This is a genomic window from Micromonospora marincola (assembly GCF_056150385.1).
The window spans coordinates 1-15,949 of sequence record NZ_JAXCFT010000028.1 but is presented as its reverse complement, the minus strand read 5'-3'; the positions used below and the strand labels follow the sequence as shown (position 1 = coordinate 15,949).

The 15,949-nt window shown below is 74.3% G+C and carries 17 protein-coding genes and 1 pseudogene; 8 read left to right on the top strand and 10 right to left on the bottom strand.

All coding sequences use genetic code 11. The annotated features are described in order from the left end of the window. Positions 1-30: 30 nt before the first annotated feature. Positions 31-1,566: a sensor histidine kinase gene (locus SM450_RS29790; protein ID WP_474623110.1), complete on the bottom strand. Its 1,536-nt coding sequence runs from the start codon at positions 1,564-1,566 to the stop codon at positions 31-33. Then, complete coding sequence (locus SM450_RS29785; RefSeq protein ID WP_474623109.1) at positions 1,544-2,284, bottom strand: response regulator transcription factor; 741 nt, start codon at positions 2,282-2,284, stop codon at positions 1,544-1,546. Before SM450_RS29785 ends, SM450_RS29790 begins: the two co-directional genes overlap by 23 nt. Positions 2,285-2,466: 182 nt before the next feature. On the opposite strand from SM450_RS29785, the gene SM450_RS29780 reads away from it, so the two are divergent. Beyond that, a complete protein-coding gene (locus tag SM450_RS29780) occupies positions 2,467-3,414 on the top strand; it encodes a serine/threonine-protein kinase (protein ID WP_474623108.1) in 948 nt (315 codons plus the stop codon). A 76-nt stretch (positions 3,415-3,490) separates the two neighbouring features. Further along, entirely contained in the window at positions 3,491-3,919 is a 429-nt protein-coding gene (locus SM450_RS29775; RefSeq protein ID WP_474623107.1) for an OsmC family protein, read from the top strand. Between the two features lie 9 nt (positions 3,920-3,928). On the opposite strand, the gene SM450_RS29770 is transcribed toward SM450_RS29775, so the two are convergent. Further along, a complete protein-coding gene (locus SM450_RS29770) occupies positions 3,929-4,879 on the bottom strand; it encodes an endonuclease/exonuclease/phosphatase family protein (protein WP_474623106.1) in 951 nt (316 codons plus the stop codon). 285 nt (positions 4,880-5,164) lie between these two features. Between SM450_RS29770 and SM450_RS29765 the strand changes: the two are divergent. Then, a pseudogene (locus SM450_RS29765) lies at positions 5,165-5,500 on the top strand (hypothetical protein); the annotation flags it as partial. 13 nt (positions 5,501-5,513) lie between these two features. Here the strand turns inward: SM450_RS29765 and SM450_RS29760 are convergent. From SM450_RS29760 to SM450_RS29745, 4 genes are all read right to left on the bottom strand, one after another. Further along, on the bottom strand, positions 5,514-5,960 hold the full coding sequence (locus tag SM450_RS29760) for a response regulator (RefSeq protein WP_474623105.1): 447 nt from the start codon (positions 5,958-5,960) through the stop codon (positions 5,514-5,516). 70 nt (positions 5,961-6,030) lie between these two features. Beyond that, entirely contained in the window at positions 6,031-6,378 is a 348-nt protein-coding gene (locus SM450_RS29755) for an STAS domain-containing protein (protein ID WP_474623104.1), read from the bottom strand. Between the two features lie 76 nt (positions 6,379-6,454). Next, positions 6,455-7,507, bottom strand: coding sequence for a cobalamin B12-binding domain-containing protein (locus SM450_RS29750; RefSeq protein WP_474623103.1), 1,053 nt, complete (start codon positions 7,505-7,507; stop codon positions 6,455-6,457). Then, entirely contained in the window at positions 7,504-9,264 is a 1,761-nt protein-coding gene (locus SM450_RS29745; protein ID WP_474623102.1) for a PP2C family protein-serine/threonine phosphatase, read from the bottom strand. Before SM450_RS29745 ends, SM450_RS29750 begins: the two co-directional genes overlap by 4 nt. A gap of 199 nt (positions 9,265-9,463) precedes the next feature. Here SM450_RS29745 and SM450_RS29740 point away from each other — a divergent pair, with 199 nt between their 5' ends. Further along, positions 9,464-9,844: an STAS domain-containing protein gene (locus tag SM450_RS29740; RefSeq protein WP_474623101.1), complete on the top strand. Its 381-nt coding sequence runs from the start codon at positions 9,464-9,466 to the stop codon at positions 9,842-9,844. A 44-nt stretch (positions 9,845-9,888) separates the two neighbouring features. Continuing rightward, a complete protein-coding gene (locus SM450_RS29735) occupies positions 9,889-10,266 on the top strand; it encodes an STAS domain-containing protein (RefSeq protein WP_474623100.1) in 378 nt (125 codons plus the stop codon). Between the two features lie 66 nt (positions 10,267-10,332). On the opposite strand, the gene SM450_RS29730 is transcribed toward SM450_RS29735, so the two are convergent. Further along, on the bottom strand, positions 10,333-10,644 hold the full coding sequence (locus SM450_RS29730) for a hypothetical protein (RefSeq protein WP_474623099.1): 312 nt from the start codon (positions 10,642-10,644) through the stop codon (positions 10,333-10,335). 183 nt (positions 10,645-10,827) lie between these two features. Here SM450_RS29730 and SM450_RS29725 point away from each other — a divergent pair, with 183 nt between their 5' ends. The 3 genes from SM450_RS29725 (at position 10,828) to SM450_RS29715 (ending at position 13,786) form a co-directional block, all read left to right on the top strand. After that, complete coding sequence (locus tag SM450_RS29725; protein WP_474623098.1) at positions 10,828-11,781, top strand: DUF2267 domain-containing protein; 954 nt, start codon at positions 10,828-10,830, stop codon at positions 11,779-11,781. Between the two features lie 85 nt (positions 11,782-11,866). Continuing rightward, on the top strand, positions 11,867-12,652 hold the full coding sequence (locus SM450_RS29720) for a spermidine synthase (protein WP_474623097.1): 786 nt from the start codon (positions 11,867-11,869) through the stop codon (positions 12,650-12,652). Between the two features lie 39 nt (positions 12,653-12,691). Then, on the top strand, positions 12,692-13,786 hold the full coding sequence (locus SM450_RS29715; protein WP_474623096.1) for an AI-2E family transporter: 1,095 nt from the start codon (positions 12,692-12,694) through the stop codon (positions 13,784-13,786). A 7-nt stretch (positions 13,787-13,793) separates the two neighbouring features. Here SM450_RS29715 and SM450_RS29710 read toward each other — a convergent pair whose 3' ends face one another. After that, a complete protein-coding gene (locus SM450_RS29710; protein WP_474623095.1) occupies positions 13,794-15,095 on the bottom strand; it encodes an NAD(P)/FAD-dependent oxidoreductase in 1,302 nt (433 codons plus the stop codon). 117 nt (positions 15,096-15,212) lie between these two features. Beyond that, positions 15,213-15,743, bottom strand: coding sequence for a GNAT family N-acetyltransferase (locus SM450_RS29705; protein WP_474623094.1), 531 nt, complete (start codon positions 15,741-15,743; stop codon positions 15,213-15,215). Positions 15,744-15,949 lie beyond the last annotated feature (206 nt).

Here is a 15,949-nt window from a genome sequence, read left to right as displayed (position 1 = left end):
AGAGCCCGCTGGCCCGCTACCGTGAGCGACCTATGCGTCGGCTGTGGATCGCGGCAGCCATACGGTGAACGCGGTGCGGCCGGCACGGCTGGCCACCTCGACCCGGCCGTGGTGCGCCTCCACCACCGCCGCCACGATGGAAAGGCCCAGGCCGGTGCTGCCGTGCGCCCGCGAGCGGGAGCTGTCACCGCGGGCGAACCGCTCGAACACCTCAGCCTGCAACCCGGCCGGGATGCCGGGCCCGTCGTCGGTGACGCGGAGTTCGACGCCGTCCGGGACCGCCGCGAGGCGGGTGGTCACGGCGGTGCCGGCCGGGGTGTGCACCCGCGCGTTGGCAAGCAGGTTCGCCAACACCTGGTGCAGCCGGTGGGGGTCGCCGGTGACGGTGAGCGGCTCGTCGGGCAGCTCGATCTGCCAGCGGTGCTCCGGTCCGGCCACGTGCGCGTCGCTCACCGCGTTCACCACCATCGCGGTGAGGTCGACCGGCTCGGCGGTGAGCGGACGCCCGGAGTCCAGTCGGGCGAGCAGCAGCAGGTCGTCGACGAGGCTTGTCATCCGGGTGCTCTCCGACTCGACCCGGCGCAGCGCGTGCGCCACGTCCGGCGGCACTTCCTGCCGTCCGCGCCGGGCCACCTCGGCGTAGCCCCGGATGGCCGCCAGCGGCGTGCGCAGCTCGTGGCTGGCGTCGGCGACGAACTGGCGTACCCGGGTCTCGCTCGCCTGCCGGGCGGCGAGCGCGGCGGCGACGTGGCCGAGCATCCGGTTGAGCGCGCCGCCGACCTGCCCGACCTCGGTGCGCGGGTCGGTGTCGGCGGCCGGCACCCGGACCGACAGGGCCACCTCGCCCCGGTCCAGGGGCAGCTCGGTGACCCGGGCGGCGGTCGCGGCGACCCGGTTCAGCGGGCGCAGCGTGCCCCGGACGATCAGCGCGCCGAGGCCGCCGGCGATGACCAGGCCGGCGCCGATGACCCCGGCCTGGGCCACGAGCATCCACATCACGGTGTCGTCGACCTGGGCCATCGGGATCGCCAGGACCAGCACGTCGCCGTCACCGCGCGGGGAGGTCACCGCGATCGCCCGGAAGTCTCCCCGGTCCCCGACGTCGACGGTGCGGGGACGGTCGTCGGGGGTCACCGTGGCCAGGTCGGCCAGGTCGGCCGCGGACACCGACTCGGTGGCGCCGCTCTCGGTCCGGACCTGCCCGGAGCGAGCACCGGTGGGCGGCACCCGGGCCGCGATCGAGCCCGGCGGGAAGCCTCCCGGCGGGGCCGGCGCCACCTCGCCCGCGGGTGGGACGGACGGGCCCACCTGGTTGGTCCGGGTCGGGTCGCCGCCACGGCGGGCCCAGCGTTCCAGGTCGGCCGGCCGGCGGTCGCCGAAGGTGAGCTGGTTGTCGATCTGGCCGATCAGGAAGTGCCGCAGCGCGACCGTGGTCAGGCCGCCGATGCCGACGCTCACAAGCGCCAGCAGCGCCACCACGGAGAGGACCAGGCGGCGGCGCAGTGACCAGCCGGCCAGCCGCCCGCGCAGCCGTCCGGCGACGTCACTGTGCGGGCTTGAGGACATAGCCCGCGCCACGCAGCGTGTGGATCATGGGCGTCCGGCCCGCGTCGATCTTCTTGCGCAGGTACGAGATGTAAAGCTCGACCACGTTCGCCTGGCCGCCGAAGTCGTAGTTCCACACCCGGTCGAGGATCTGCGCCTTGCTGAGCACCCGACGGGGGTTGCGCATCAGGTAGCGCAGCAGCTCGAACTCGGTGGCGGTGAGCGTGATCAGGTCGTCGCCGCGGCGTACCTCGTGGCTGTCCTCGTCGAGGCTGAGGTCACCCACGGTGAGCACCGCCTCCTCCCGGGCGGCGACCGCGAACCCGGAGCGGCGCAGCAGGGCGCGCAGCCGGGCGATCACCTCCTCCAGGCTGAACGGCTTGGTCACGTAGTCGTCGCCGCCGACGGTGAGCCCGGCGATGCGCTCCTCCACCGCGTCCCGGGCGGTCAGGAAGAGCACCGGCACGCTCGGCGACTGCTCGCGCAGGCGGCGCAGCACCTGGAAGCCGTCCAGGTCCGGCAGCATCACGTCGAGCACGACGGCGTCCGGCCGGAACTGGCGGGCCGCGCTGATCGCCGCCATCCCGTTGCCGGCGGCGGCCACCTGCCAGCCCTCGTACCGCAGGGCCATCGAGAGCAGGTCGGTGAGCGTCGGCTCGTCGTCCACCACAAGCACCCGCACCGGCTCGCCGTCCGGTCGGCGCAGCTCGATGCGGCCCTGTGCGGCCTGCCCGTTCATGACCATGCTCCCCATCGTGGGCGCACCCGCTGTACCGGCGCTGTCCCGATCCTGTGTACCAGCTGTGCCCGCGGCGCGCGGCGGATCCGGGCGGGTCGGTCGCCGTACACCCCTTGCGGTTTGCACAGCTCGGGGCGTGGGTAGCGGATGCGGGGGGATCGGACGAGGCAGGGAGTGGGTCGATGAGGACGCTGGGCGGGCGGTACGAGCTCGAACAGCGAGCCGCACTTGGTGGCATGTCCGAGGTATGGCGGGCACACGACCGGGTGTTGGACCGCACGGTCGCGATCAAGCTGATCTCGCCCGGCCTGGACGGCGACGCCGGTTCGGTGGAGCGGATCCAGGCCGAGGCCCGCTCGGCGGCGCGGCTGGTGCACCCGAACGTCGCTAGCGTGCACGACTTCGGCACCGCCATGCTGCCGGACGGGCGGCCGGTCCCGTACATCGTGATGGAACTGGCCGAGGGTGAGACGCTCGCCGCGCACCTGCGCGCCGGCCCGCTGGACTGGGGCATCGCGGTGCGGGTCTGCGCCGAGGTGTGCGCCGCGCTGGCCGCCGCGCACGGCCACGGCATCGTGCACCGGGACGTGAAGCCGGCGAACGTGATCCTCACGCCGTCCGGCGTCAAGGTGCTCGACTTCGGCATCGCCACCCCGGCCGGCGCGCCCGACCGCACGCCGGAGGGGATCGTCGTGGGCACCCCGGCCTACCTGGCCCCGGAGCAGCTCGACCGGCAACCGGCGACCCCGGCGGCCGACATGTACGCCCTGGGCGTGCTGCTCTACTACTGCCTGACCGGCCGCCTGCCCTACGACGCCGACAGCACCACCCAGTTGCTCGGGGTACGCCGCCGCCGGCCACCCCGGCCGCTGCCGGAGGTCCCCGGGCTGCCGTCGGAGGTGGCGGAGCTGTGCGAGCGCTGCCTCGACTCCGATCCGACCACCCGCCCGACGAGCGCGATGGCCGCGCTGCTGCTGGCCGAGGCGGTCGACGCCCGCATCTACGTGCCGATGACCGTGGTGCTCCCCCGACAACGCGCCCCGGAGGTGTCGCCGTGGACCCGCCGGGCCGCCGCCGAGGCGACCGAGGCGATGGCCCTGGAGGCGGCCACAAGCGGTCGGGTGCGCTGAGCATACTCCCTGATCGGCTGCGGTTTCGCCGGTCGGCGGCCGGGAACGCCTGCCGGTGAGTGACGGGAGGAACGCGATGCCGGATCCGAGTTCCTGGCTGGCCGAGACGGCCACGGCGACCGCGGCGGGCGGTCACGTACGCACCGACGACGGCGGTCTCTCCTCCGCCCTGGCGTCCCCGCTGGCGCCGCACTGCACCGGTCTGACGCCGGAACAGCTCCTGGCCGCCGCGTTCGCCTCCTGCCTGCACCACGCCGCGGTGGAGGCGGCCGGCAAGATCACCGACGAGGCGCACACCGTGCAGGTGACCGCCGAGGCGAGGCTGGGCCGCGACGACGACGGCCGCTACCGGGCCGACGTGCACGCCGAGATCTCCTCGGCCGGGCTCAGCCGCGAGCAGTTGGCCGACCTGGTCGCGAACGCCGATCGGCTCTGGCCGTTCTCCAGCGGCGACCCGAGCCGCCATCGGCTCACGGTCACCCCGGCCGAGAACGGGCGGCACTGAGCGGGCGGCTCACCAGCGGAAGCCGGCGGTCACCGCGCGATGGTCGGTGTCCGGCGTGTGCACCACGCCGGCCCGGGTCGGGGTGAGCCCCCGGTAGAGGACGTGGTCCGGGCGGGTCACCGGCACCTCCGCCGGCCAGGTGAAGCCGAAGCCCTGCCCGGCCTCGGCCTGCGCGTCGCCGAGCAGCCGGGTCAGCGGGTCGAAGGCCCGGTCGGTGGTCGCTGTGTTGAGGTCGCCGAGCACCACCAGCCGGTCGGCCGGGTCGGCGCGGACGGTGCCGGCCAGCGCCGCGACGGTCTCGTCCCGGGTGGTCGTGTGGCCGGCCCGGGCGGAGCCCAGGTGGACGACGTACACCGTCAGGTCGCCCTCGGGTGCCGCCACCACGGCGCGCAGGGCCCGGTCCCAGCCCAGCCCGGTGTCCACGCCGTGGGCCTCACGGATCGGCCAGCGACTCCACAGCGCGACCGTGGAGACCGCCGTCCGGTGCGGGTAGCGACCGGCCAGCGCGGGCGTCACCCGCGCGTCGTCGTCGACCTCCTGCAACCCGATCAGGTCCGGCGCGTCGCCGGCCAGCGCGCCGAGGGTGGCGGCCGGGTCGGGATTGCCGGCCCGCAGGTTCTGGCTGGCCACCCGGACCGAGGTGGCGTCCGCGACGGCCGGCGGGGGCAGCCAGGCGCGGCCGTAGAGGCCGGCCCAGACCAGCGCCGGCAGCAGCACGACGAGCAGCGCCCGGCGGGAGCGGCGCAGCAGCGCCGCGAGCCCGAGCAGGGGTACGCCGAGACCGAGCAGCGGGATGGCGCTGTCGACCAGGCTGCCCAGGCCGTGCACGTTCGGCACCGCCCGGTGCCCGACGAGGAGCACGGTGAGCAGCAGGGCGCAGGCGATGATGACCGTTCCCCGCCGGCCCCGGCGGCCGGCGGGCTCTCCGTCGACCCGTTCGTCGGCCATCTGCCCCGTCACCGTCCGAATCGTATCGAGCGGTCGGGGAGTCGGTGGACGCGATTCCGGTACGCGGACGGGTCCGCCGCAACTCCGCCGGTTGCGGACCGTGCGACCGGCGCGACCTCGGCCGAACGGACGATGCCTCCGATCGGGGCGGCACCCCCGAACTCACGCCCGTTTTACCACGCCCAATCCGACATGGTTGTCTTTACGGACACACGAGGATCGCCCTTTTCGACCACGCCTGACGGTAATGCGGGGGCTGATTCCGGCAAATTGTGGCGCATGCCACCAAGTAGCCCGATGGCAAACGCCCGCAAGATCTCTAGCCTCGGCGGGTGCAACCTGGCCAGCGACGTGGTGCCCGAGTCCTTCGACCACCCGCACCAGGGCAGCGGCTCCGACCACGACTCGGTCGGGCTGTTCCAGCAGCGCCCCAGCAGCGGCTGGGGCACGGTCGCCGAACTGATGCGGCCGGCGTACGCCGCCCGGGCGTTCCTCGCCGCGCTCGTCAAGGTGCGCGGCTGGGAGGACATGAGTGTCACAGGCGCGGCCCAGGCCGTGCAGGTCTCCGCCTTCCCCGGCGCGTACGCCAAGCACGAGAGGCGGGCCGCCACGGTGGTGGCGGCCCTGGCCTGACGCGGACGTCCCGTCAGGCGTGCTTCGGGAGCACGACCACCCGGCCGAAGAACTCGTCGATGCGGCGCACCACGTCGTTGAAGTCGTCCAGGTCGATCGGCTTGGTCACGTACGCGTTGGCCTGGAGCGTGTAACTGCTCACCACGTCGGTGTCGGCGTTGGAGGTGGTCAGCACCACGATCGGGATGCTCCGCAGGTTCTCGTCCCGCTTGACCTCGCCGAGCACCTGCCGCCCGTCCATCCGGGGCATGTTGAGGTCGAGCAGGATGACGTCCGGCCGCCGCGCCTCGGCGTGCCGGCCCTCGCGACGGAGGAACTCCATCGCCTCCTGGCCGTCGGCGACCACGTCGATGACCTTCTCGACGTCTGACTCCTCGAGCGCTTCCTCGATCATCAGGACGTCACCCGGGTCGTCGTCCACCACCAGGATACGAACGGGGTTCGGGCTGGGCTGACCCATCGGGCTACCTGCTTCGTCTCGAGGAGGGCGCCGGCCGCACGGCCGGCCGCTGGCGGGGAAATCTATCCGATCAGGCGCTTGCCGACCGCGTCGGGTCGATCGTGTCGCGGTCGTGGCGCAACACCTCGGCCAGGCCGGTCACCTGAAGCACCCGGGCCACCCGGCCGGTCGCCCCGGTGAGCCGCAGCCAGCCGCCGTCGGCGGCGACGAGGTTGTCCCCCCGGACGAAGGCCGCGATGCCTGTGGAGTCGCAGAAGGTCAACTCGGTGAGATCGAGCAGCAGCTCACGGCGACCCTCGGCGGCCAGCCGGTCGATCGCCGCGCTCAGCGTCCCGGCCGTGCTCAGGTCGAGTTCGCCGGCGAGCCGAAGGCACGCGACGCCCTCGCCGTCCTGGGCGTGCGTGACGGTGAACGTCACCGTGGCCCCTCTCGCTCCGACCGCAGGCGAACCCTTGCAGTGCAGCAAGTATAGGGGGTGTCCGGCGTCGCGCGACTCAGCGGCCCGCTGCCGCCGCCGACCGGCCGCCCACCACGGCGCGCCCCCGGCCGAGGAAACCGGCGGCGCGGGGGAAGTCGCGCAGTTCGTGTTCATAGTGGTCCAGGGTGAGCCCGACCGCCGCCGCCGGCACGCCGCGGCTGACGAGAATCTCCACCAGCCACTCGACGAACTCCGCGAACAGCGTCCCGTCGTCGACGTAGAGCGCGGCGGCCAGGAAGTCCACGATGTAACCGAGGTCGCCCACTGTCGAGTCGAGCTGCGCCGGGCTGTAGTCGGCCACCGCCGGCACCCGCTCACGCAGGTCGGCGAGCGCGCTGTCGATCAGCTCACCACGCCGCTTGACCAGGCTGGCGTACTCGTCGTCGGCGAGGTGGTCCAGTCGCGCGGGCGGCGTCGCGCGCAGCGCCCGGTCGTCGGCGACCAGATCGGCCGCGGCCGGGGCGTCCGGCGCCCACGCCACCCCGAGCACGCGCGCCCAGCGGCCGTCCGCGCCGAACCCACGCCCACCCACCACCACCGGCACGTCGGAGCGGCGGCACGCCTCGACCATCCGGTGGGCATGCGGCAGCCGCATCGGCAGGGCACACGCCAGGGCCACCGCGTCGGCGTCGTACCGGTGCAGGTAGGACACCAGATGCGCGGCCGGCACGCTGGCGCCGAGGAAGATGACCTGCCAGCCCCGCAGCCGCAACACCTCGGCGACCAGGCGGGCCGGCAACGCGTGCCACTCACCGTCCATGCAGGCCATCACGATCCGGCCGCGGGTCGGCCGGGGATCGGCGTACGCGGCCACCGCGGCCACCACCCGCTCGCTGATGTGGGTGGCGGCATGCTCCTGGGCCACGCTCCACTCGTTGCGCGCCCACCGCTCCCCCACCTCGGCCTGGGCCGGGGCGACCAGGTCGAGCAGCAGCCGCTCGGCCGGCACACCCGCCTCCAACAGCTCCCGGGCCACCGCCACGGCACCCTGCTCGTCGGCCTCGGCCAGGCACTCCAGATAGCCGGGGAAGGCACGCACCGGGTCGGCCCCGGCGGTCGTCGCGGTCACGCGGGCAGCTCCCTCGGTCGGTCGGCGCTCGTCGGACCGGGCACCGCGTGCAGGTGCCGGGACACGCGGCCGGCCGGACCGGTCGCCCGCAGCGCGAGCACCGCGATGTCGTCGTGGTCGCCGTGGTCCAGCCAGTCGCAGGTCAGCTGCTCGACCCGCTCGGCTAACGCCGCCGCGGGCATCCGGTGGCAGCCCGTCACGGCGGCCAGCAGCCGGTCGGCGCCGAACTGCTCGTCGCCGCGCCGCCCACCCCGCGCCTCGGTCACGCCGTCGCTGTAGAGCAGGCACGTCTCCCCCGGCGCCAGGTGCACTGTCACCTCGCCGATCCGCGGGTCCGGCACCACGCCGATCAGCATGCCGCTCAACGGCACCACCTCGACCTCGCCGGACTCGCGCAGCACAAGCGGAGGAAGGTGACCGCCGCCGGCCAGGGTCAGGGTCAGCCCGCCGTCGCGGTGCGGCCGGGTCACGCCGAGCACCATGGTCGCGAAGCGGCCCTGCCCGTGGGCCTGGGTCGTCTCCAGCAGCGCGTCGTTGAGCAGCTTCAGCAACCGGCCCGGCTGCGACTCGACGCGGTGCAGCGCGTGCAGGCACTGGCGGAGCTGGCCGGTGAAGACCGCCGCCTCCACGCCCTTGCCCGACACGTCACCGAGGAAGAAGACCGATCCGCCGTCGGCGAGCCGGTGGGAACCGTAGAAGTCGCCGCCGATCCGCAGCCCGGCCTGCGACGGCCGGTACGCCGTGCCCCACTGCCCGCCCGAGGCCGCCGCCGGCTCGACCGGCAGCAGGCTGGCCTGCAGCGTGTCGGCGACCTCGGCCTGCTCGCGGTAGAGCATCGCGGTGGTCAACGCCGCGCCGGCCCGGGCCGCGAACGCCCGGATCAGGTCGACGTCGGCCTCGTCGTACCAGCGACCGGCCCGCCGGGCCACCAGCAGCACGCCGACCGGTGACTCGCGGCCGGGCAGCGGCACCACCCGGGCGGTCGCGCCGGGCACGTCGAGGCCGGGCAGCCAACCCGCCTCGGCGGCCTGCTCGGCCAGCCAGTCCAACGCGTGCGGCTCGGTGCCGGCGAGACCGGTCTCGATCGCCGTGGGCAGCGCCGCGGCGGGCAGCACGCCGGTGTCCACGGTGGGGGCGTCGTCGTCCGCGCGTACCGCCCGCCACCAGCGGGCCCGGCCGGCACGCGGGGCCAGCACCAGCACCGCCACGTCGGCCACCGCGGGCACCGCGAGCCGCGCCACGGCAGCCGCGGCCCGGTCGGGGTGCAGCGGGTTGCCGAGCTTCTCGCCCACCACGGCGAGGAACAGCGAACGAGCCCGCTCGGCGAGCAGCGCGTCGGCCCGGCTGACGCTCTCGGTGACGTCCTCGACGTACCAACAGCGCCGGCCGTGGGAGAGCGGCACCGGGCGCAGCCGTAGCCGCCGCTGATGGTGGGTGAACTCGGCCGGAGCGTCGCCGCGCAGGGGCGCCACCGCGGCAGCGGCGAGCACCTCGCCGGGCACCGCCTCGGGGACGAGACGTTCCGCGACCGGGCTCACCTGACGCACCACGCCGTCGGCGTCGCAGACGATGAGGCCCTCGCGGAAGTGCTCCACCACCTCGGACCACCCGGGCACCGTCGCGGGGTCGGGATCGGGGGCCAGCGGTGGGAGGTCGGACGTGGTCGCGGCGGCGGACCACGCCGGAAACCGTGCGGCACTCGTCGTGGAGATCCGTCCGTCGCCCGGGTCGGAGCCCCTGACGTCGGAAGCAGTCACCAGCTGAGCCCCACTCTCCTCGTCGCCATTCCCCGGAGCCGAAACCGGCACCTGTGGTCACATCTCGACCCCACCCTACGCCGGTCCGGCCGCGACGCCACCCGAGCGCGCCGCCGGGTGGCGGACGCGCGCCGAGCGGTCCGGTTACCGGGTTGTTACGATCCGGGCGAACGGCAGCCTGCGGAAAGGCGTGATGGTGGTGGCCCAACGGAGAAAGCCCGACGCGACGCCGCTGAGCCTCACCGTGGACGGGTCCGATCCCGCCGCCCCGGTGGTGCGCGTCGGGGGTGACCTGGCCTACACCACCGCCGCGCCGCTGCGGGCCGAGGTGGACCGCCTGCTCGCCGCGCGTCCGGCCACGCTGGTGCTGGACTTCGGCGGCCTGGTCTTCCTCGACAGCACCGGCCTGTCCGTGATCGTGCACGCCTGGCGGGAGGGGCAGCAGGCCGGCACCGTGATCGAACTCCTTGCGGTCCCGCGTTTCCTGGAGACCATCCTCGACCTGACAGGCGTCACCGCTCTGCTGGAGCGCCCCGCGGGGGGCGGCCGGCAGGTCCCCGGCTCGATCGCGTCCGCGTGACCTCGGGGGTGGCCCCGAGCGCGGGCGGCTGGGACCATGAGGCCGTGCGCGCACCACTGCTTTCCATCGAGGTGGACCGGATCGACCCCGTCCGCGCCCGGCTGCGGCTCGCCGGCGAGCTGGACTTCGACACCGCGCCGGACCTCGTCGAGGCCGCCGCCGAGCTGCGCCGCGACGGTCACCAGGAGCTGTGGCTCGACTTCACCGGCGTGACGCTCTGCGACTCGTCCGGCCTGGGCGCGCTCGTGGTCGTCCACCGCGGCGGCGCCGGCGCGGTGCGCCTGCTCGACGTGAATCCGCGGATCCAACGGCTGCTCGACCGCACCGGCCTGGCGGAGGTGCTGGCCGTCGCCCCTCGCTCCGTGGCCGGCGACGCCCATGACGTGGCCACCTCGCGGGCGGCGGCCGGCGAGGTGGGCTGAGGCCATCCCCCGGACAGGGGTGGCCCCCGACCCTGGGACCAGGGGTCGGGGGCCGGGAGGGGTGGCTCAGGCGGCGGGCACCGCCGCGACGCGCGGCCCGGTGTCGGGGGTCTGCCCCGCCGAGGGCGGTTCGGCGTCCTCCGGCGTACCGGAATCGGGTGTCTGAAACAGATAGCGGACGAAGTCCGCGGTCCCGTCGTCGTCCGCGCCGGGCCACTGGCCCACGCAGTCGACGCCGACCACCTCGCGTCCGCTGCCGTCGTGGCGCTCCAGCAGCGCCCAGAGGGTCACCGGATAGCACCGGGTGGCGTCCGGGCCGAGGCGCCACCGGGCATACCAACCGGGACGAGCGGGGACGATCTCCACGATCCGTTTCATCACGACCTACCCTTCCGCGTGCGTCGGAAGTTGTCCGGTCCGCCCCGATCCTGCGGCGCGACCGGGTGACCGTTCCTCACCCCCAGCGGATGAAGCGCCCCGCCCCGAAGCCGCCGTTAGCTTCCCGCCTGCGCCGGGAACGCGACCGGCGCAGGCGCAACCGACCAGGAACGAGGTGCGACGATGCGCAAGCAGATGGAGGGCGACAACCAGCGCCGCCGGGCCCTCGCCCGACAGGCCCGCGAGCAGGGGCGGCGGCCCAGTCAGACCGGCGCCACCCTGAGCGCGTCCAAGCAGGTCACCTCGCTGGACCGGAACAACCGGTCCGGCCCGCCGCCGGCCGGCCGGCACAAGCCGGACAGCACGCGCGGCGGCCCCGCGCCGCCCGCGGTCGGGGTGGCCGAGCGGTCACGCCCGCTGCCGGATCCGCCCGCCGACCAGGCCACCACGATGGGCTACCGGGATCTCGTCGACGACGTGAGCCGACGCGCCGGCGTCGACTTCACCGAGGCGAAAATCGCGGCGGAGGCGACGGTGCTCGCTCTGGCCTGGGCGCTCGACGAGAGCGAACGGGAACGGCTGCTCGACGCGGTGCCGGTGAAGCTGCACGACGTGGTGCCGGTGGACGGCATCGAGCGGCGGCACGACCTGCCGGGCTTCCTGGCCGAGGTCGGGCGACGCAGCCGGCTCACCCCGGAACAGGCGCGTTACCAGGCCGAGGCTACCCTGGCCGCGCTCGCCGACGCCGACGCCGAGCTGGTCGGCTCGTTGCGCGTACCCGACGGGTTGCGGGACCTGCTCGCGCCTGCCGACTACGGCGGCGGCCTGGTGGGCGCGTCCTCGGCCACCCCGCCGCTTACCGAGCCGGAGCTGCGGGACGCGCTGGCGTCGCTGCCCTACTGGTCCAGCGACAGGCGGTCGCTTGTGCGCACCATCGAGCTGCCCGGCGGCGACCTGGACCGGATGCTGGACCGGCTGGACCGGCTCCGGGCCGAGGGCGGGCGTGGTCCGCAGATCGGCCGCCCCGATCCGGACAACGCCGTGCTCACCGTCCGGACCCAGCACGCCGACGGCGTGACCGCGGCGGACGTCGAGTTGGCCCACCAAGTCGACGCCACCATCGACACCGCCGCCTGAGGTGCAAGGAGGGGCCCCCGCTTAACGCCTCCGGTATAGGCGGGGGCCCCGCCTATACCGCGCCCGCGGCGGTAGCGTTGCCGCGGTGGAGAGCGACGCCGAGGCGCTGGAGATCGTCGTGGACCCGGCCCGGCCCACCGGGCGCACGCTGCTCGCCGACGGGGTGGAGCAGTCCTACGTGGACGTGGCCGACGCCCGCCACCTGCACTTCGAGTACGTACGGCGGATCGCCACGGTGATCGACCTGAGCGCGCCGGCCGGTCACCCGCTGGCCGCCCTGCACCTGGGCGGCGGCGCGCTCACCCTGCCCCGCTGGCTGGCCGCCACCCGCCCCGGCTCGGCCCAGCGGGTGGTCGAGCGCCATCCCGGCGTGGTCGACCTCGTCCGCCGGAAACTGCCGCCGCTGCCGCCGGAGGTGGTGGTGACGCTCGGCGACGCCCGGGACGCGGTCACCGGGACGCCGGACGGGACGTACGACCTGGTGGTGGGCGACGTCTACCGGGCGGCCCGGATGCCCGGGCACGTGGCGGCCGTCGAGTTCGCCGCCGAGGTGGCCCGGGTGCTCCGCCCGGACGGTGTGTACCTGGTCAATCTCACCGACCTGCCGCCCCTGGCGCACACCCGCGCGCAGGTGGCCACGCTGCGCGCGGTCTTCGCCGACGTCTGCCTCGTCACCGACCGGCGGATGCTGCGTGGCCGGCGGTACGGCAACGTGGTGCTCGCCGGCGCGGCGCGCGCCGGGCGGCTGCCGGTGCGCCGCCTCGCCGCCCGGGCCGCCGGCGACCCGGTGCCCGGCACCGTGCTGCACGGGGCGGCGCTCGACGCGTTCGCCGCCGACGCCTGGCCGGTCACCGACGCCGACCTGGGCTGAGCCCGGGTTTTCCGGCCGGCAGGGCGGGTAGCCGCGCGGATGAGCGTCGCCGACGACCGGACCACCGCCCGCCGGACGTTGATCGTGATCTCGCTGGTGCTGGCCACCGTGGTCGGCTTGACGCTGATCTGGGCGACCCGGCGGGTGCTTGTCTGGGGGCTGGTCGCGGCGTTCCTCGCGGTAGCCCTCAAGCCGCTCGTGGACCGGTTGGAGCGACGGGTACGGCGGCGGGCGCTCGCCACCCTGCTCGTCTTCCTGGCCACGTTCGTGCTGGTGGCCGCGCTGGGAGCGTTGATCGTCCTGCCGCTCGTGGACGAGTTGGGCCGGCTCGCCGACCGGGCGCCGCGCGTGGTGCACGAGGCCCAGGCCGGGCGGGGGCCGATCGGCCAGTTGCTGGACCGCCTGCACCTGCTCCGGTACGCCGAGCCGGGCCATCTGCGCCGGTACGGGTCCCAGCTCGGCGAGCCGACCGTCGGACTGGTCCGGAGCGTGGCGCAGGCCGTCGCCGCGCTTGTCACGGTGGTCGTGCTGGCGTACCTGATGGTCCTGGAGGCCCCCCGGATCGTGGCGGCCACGTTGCGGCTGGTCGGCGACGGCCCGGCGGAGCGGTTGCGGCGCATCGGCCGCGACTCGTCCCGGATCGTCACCGGTTACCTGAGCGGCAACCTGGTGATCAGCCTGATCTGCGGCGGTCTGACCTTCGCCGTGCTGCTCCTCCTCGGTGTGCCGTTCGCCGCGGTGATCGCCCTGGTGGTCGCCGTGGTGGACCTGATCCCGCTGGTCGGCGCCACGCTGGGGGCGATCGTCGCGGCCGGCGCGGGTTTCGCGCGTTCCCCCACCGCCGGCATCGTGGTGCTTGTCTTCTTCGTGGTCTACCAACAGGTGGAGAACCATCTGCTCCAGCCGGTCATCATGGCCCGCGCGGTCCGGCTGAACCCGTTGACGGTGTTGTTCAGCGTACTGCTGGCGGCCGAGCTGGCGGGCCTGGTCGGCGCGCTGCTGGCGATCCCGGCGGCCGGCATCGTGCAGGTGCTGCTCCGCGAGTTCGTGCCCGCCGGCCGGACGGTCCTGGCCGCGCCGGCCGACGGGGAACGGAACGACGGTGCCGTGGACTCCCCGCCGGCCGGCGGGTGACTGTCGGTCAGGCGCCCCGGCGTACCAGCTCGGGCGACTCGCTCTCCAGCGGCACCGCGTTCGCCGGCACGAGGCCGAGCTGCACCGCGGGTCGGGGCAGGGCCGCGTCGAGCGCCCAGTCGGCGGCGACCCGCGGACGGTTGCCCGGCATGGCCAGCAGGTGGTAGCCACGGGTGACCGCCTTGGCCGGCAAGCCGGCCAGCGGCACCTTCAGCGGGTTGGCCGCCGCGTCCTTGCCGCCCAGGTCCACCACCCAACCCAGATCGTGATGCTTGTACGACTTGCGGGCGCCCTGCCCGTACGAGGCGGCGATGTTGTGCGCGGCAAGCTTTCCCTGCCGTTGCGCGTGCTGCGCGGTCATCGCGCACGCCTGGCCGGGACGGGTCGGGTCCGGGACGGCGGCGGCGTCGCCGCAGGCGAAGACCTCGGGGTAGCCGGGGACGTTGAGGTACTCGTCGACCACCAACCGCCCCTTCTCGGTGCGCAGCCCCAGGTCGGCCACGAACGGGTCGGGACGCACCCCGACGCACCAGATCAGGCTGCAGTTCGGCACGTACTCGCCGTCGGTGAGCATCACCCCGTCCGGGGTGGCCTCGGCGACCGAGGTGCCCATCCGCACGTCCACGCCGCGCCGGCGCAGCACCCGGTCGGCGGTGACGGACATCCGCCGGTCCAGCTCGGGCAGCACGCGCGGGGCGACGTCCAGCAGCATCCACCGCGGACGGATCTTGAGGTGTGGGCGCTGGGCCATCAGCCGGTCGGTGAAAAGCTGCCCGTGCGCGGCGACCTCGGTGCCGGTGTATCCGGCGCCGACCACCACGAACGTGGTGCGGGCCCGCTGCTCGGCCGGGTCGTCGGTGACCTCGGCCAGCTCGACCTGCCGGACCACGTGGTCGTGCAGGTAGAGCGCCTCGGGCAGGCCGCGGAAGCCGTGCGCGTACTCGGTCACGCCGGGGATGGGCAGCAGCTTGTTGACGCTGCCCACGGAGAGGATCAGCCGGTCGTACGCGAGCTGCCCGTGGTCACCCTCGGCGGAGCGGTAGCCGACCCAGCGGTTCTGCAGATCGACCCGGTCCGCCTCGCCGACGACCACCCGCACGCCGTCGAGCGTGCCGGCGAGCGGCACCGAGATCCGGGTCGGCTCGACCACGCCGGCCGCGACCTCGGGCAGCAGCGGCAGGTAGAGGAAGTAGTCGGTCGCGTTCAGCAGGACGATCTCGGCCCGGTCGCGGGCCAGTCGGCGCAATGTCTTGGCCGCGTGGTACCCGGCGAACCCGGCCCCCACGATCACCACACGTGGTTTCGTCATGTCTGCTCCCGTTCCCGGGCAGACCTGCGACAAACGTTTCGACCCACCGCCCACCGCCGCCGATCTGGACATTTCAGCCCGGTCGCGTTCCCAAAACCGGGCAACTGAGACGCCGGCTCAGCGCGTCGGCGGCGGGGCGGTGAGCGCCCAGCGCTCGTGGTCCCGCCACGCCCCGTCGACGAACAGGTAGTCGGGCGAGAAGCCCTCCAGCCGGAAGCCGAGGCGTGCGGCCAGCCGCTTCGACGGCTCGTTGCCCGGTTGGATGTTCGCCTCCAACCGGTGCAGCCCGAGCGCGTCGAACGCGTGCGCGACCACCAGCCGTACCCCGGCCGAGGCGTGGCCGGTGCCCGCGTAGGGGCGGAATGCCGCATAGCCGAGGTAGCCGCCACGCAGGGCGCCCAGCACGATGCCACCGATGTTCGCGTACCCGGCGATCTCACCTGTGACGCGGTCGCAGAAAAGGAAACCTTCGCTGTCCCACCGCCGCATCTTCCGCAGGTACGCCGCGTACCGCTCGTCGTCGTCCGGCGCGGACAGCCAGGGGTGGTGCAGGTCCCGGCTGCGCCGGGCGGCGGCGACAAACTCCGCCTCGTCGGCGGGTCGGGGCCGGCGGATTCCGACCCGCTCATCGCTACGCAGATATCGCACGAATCCCACTCTCGACCACCGCCCCCGCACGGCCCGAGCCGGGTGCCACCCGCGCCCGTCCAGCCCGTGAGTGGAACGTTCTGGGCGGTTGGGGGATGCGGTCGAGGCGGGTGTGTCCGGTTGTGGGCGGGTGGGGCGTGGTCGGTGCCACCGCCACGACGGAATCGCCGCCAGGGGTCAGGCGTTATACCCGGCAGACCGCGCGG

What these genes read in the sequence shown, in the direction of transcription:
- SM450_RS29790 (WP_474623110.1), bottom strand. Translation starts at nt 1,566, where the DNA reads ATGTCCTCAAGCCCGCACAGTGACGTCGCCGGACGGCTGCGCGGGCGG.
- SM450_RS29785 (WP_474623109.1), bottom strand. Translation starts at nt 2,284, where the DNA reads ATGAACGGGCAGGCCGCACAGGGCCGCATCGAGCTGCGCCGACCGGAC.
- SM450_RS29780 (WP_474623108.1), top strand. Translation starts at nt 2,467, where the DNA reads ATGAGGACGCTGGGCGGGCGGTACGAGCTCGAACAGCGAGCCGCACTT.
- SM450_RS29775 (WP_474623107.1), top strand. Translation starts at nt 3,491, where the DNA reads ATGCCGGATCCGAGTTCCTGGCTGGCCGAGACGGCCACGGCGACCGCG.
- SM450_RS29760 (WP_474623105.1), bottom strand. Translation starts at nt 5,960, where the DNA reads ATGGGTCAGCCCAGCCCGAACCCCGTTCGTATCCTGGTGGTGGACGAC.
- SM450_RS29730 (WP_474623099.1), bottom strand. Translation starts at nt 10,644, where the DNA reads ATGAAACGGATCGTGGAGATCGTCCCCGCTCGTCCCGGTTGGTATGCC.
- SM450_RS29725 (WP_474623098.1), top strand. Translation starts at nt 10,828, where the DNA reads ATGCGCAAGCAGATGGAGGGCGACAACCAGCGCCGCCGGGCCCTCGCC.
- SM450_RS29715 (WP_474623096.1), top strand. Translation starts at nt 12,692, where the DNA reads ATGAGCGTCGCCGACGACCGGACCACCGCCCGCCGGACGTTGATCGTG.
- SM450_RS29710 (WP_474623095.1), bottom strand. Translation starts at nt 15,095, where the DNA reads ATGACGAAACCACGTGTGGTGATCGTGGGGGCCGGGTTCGCCGGGTAC.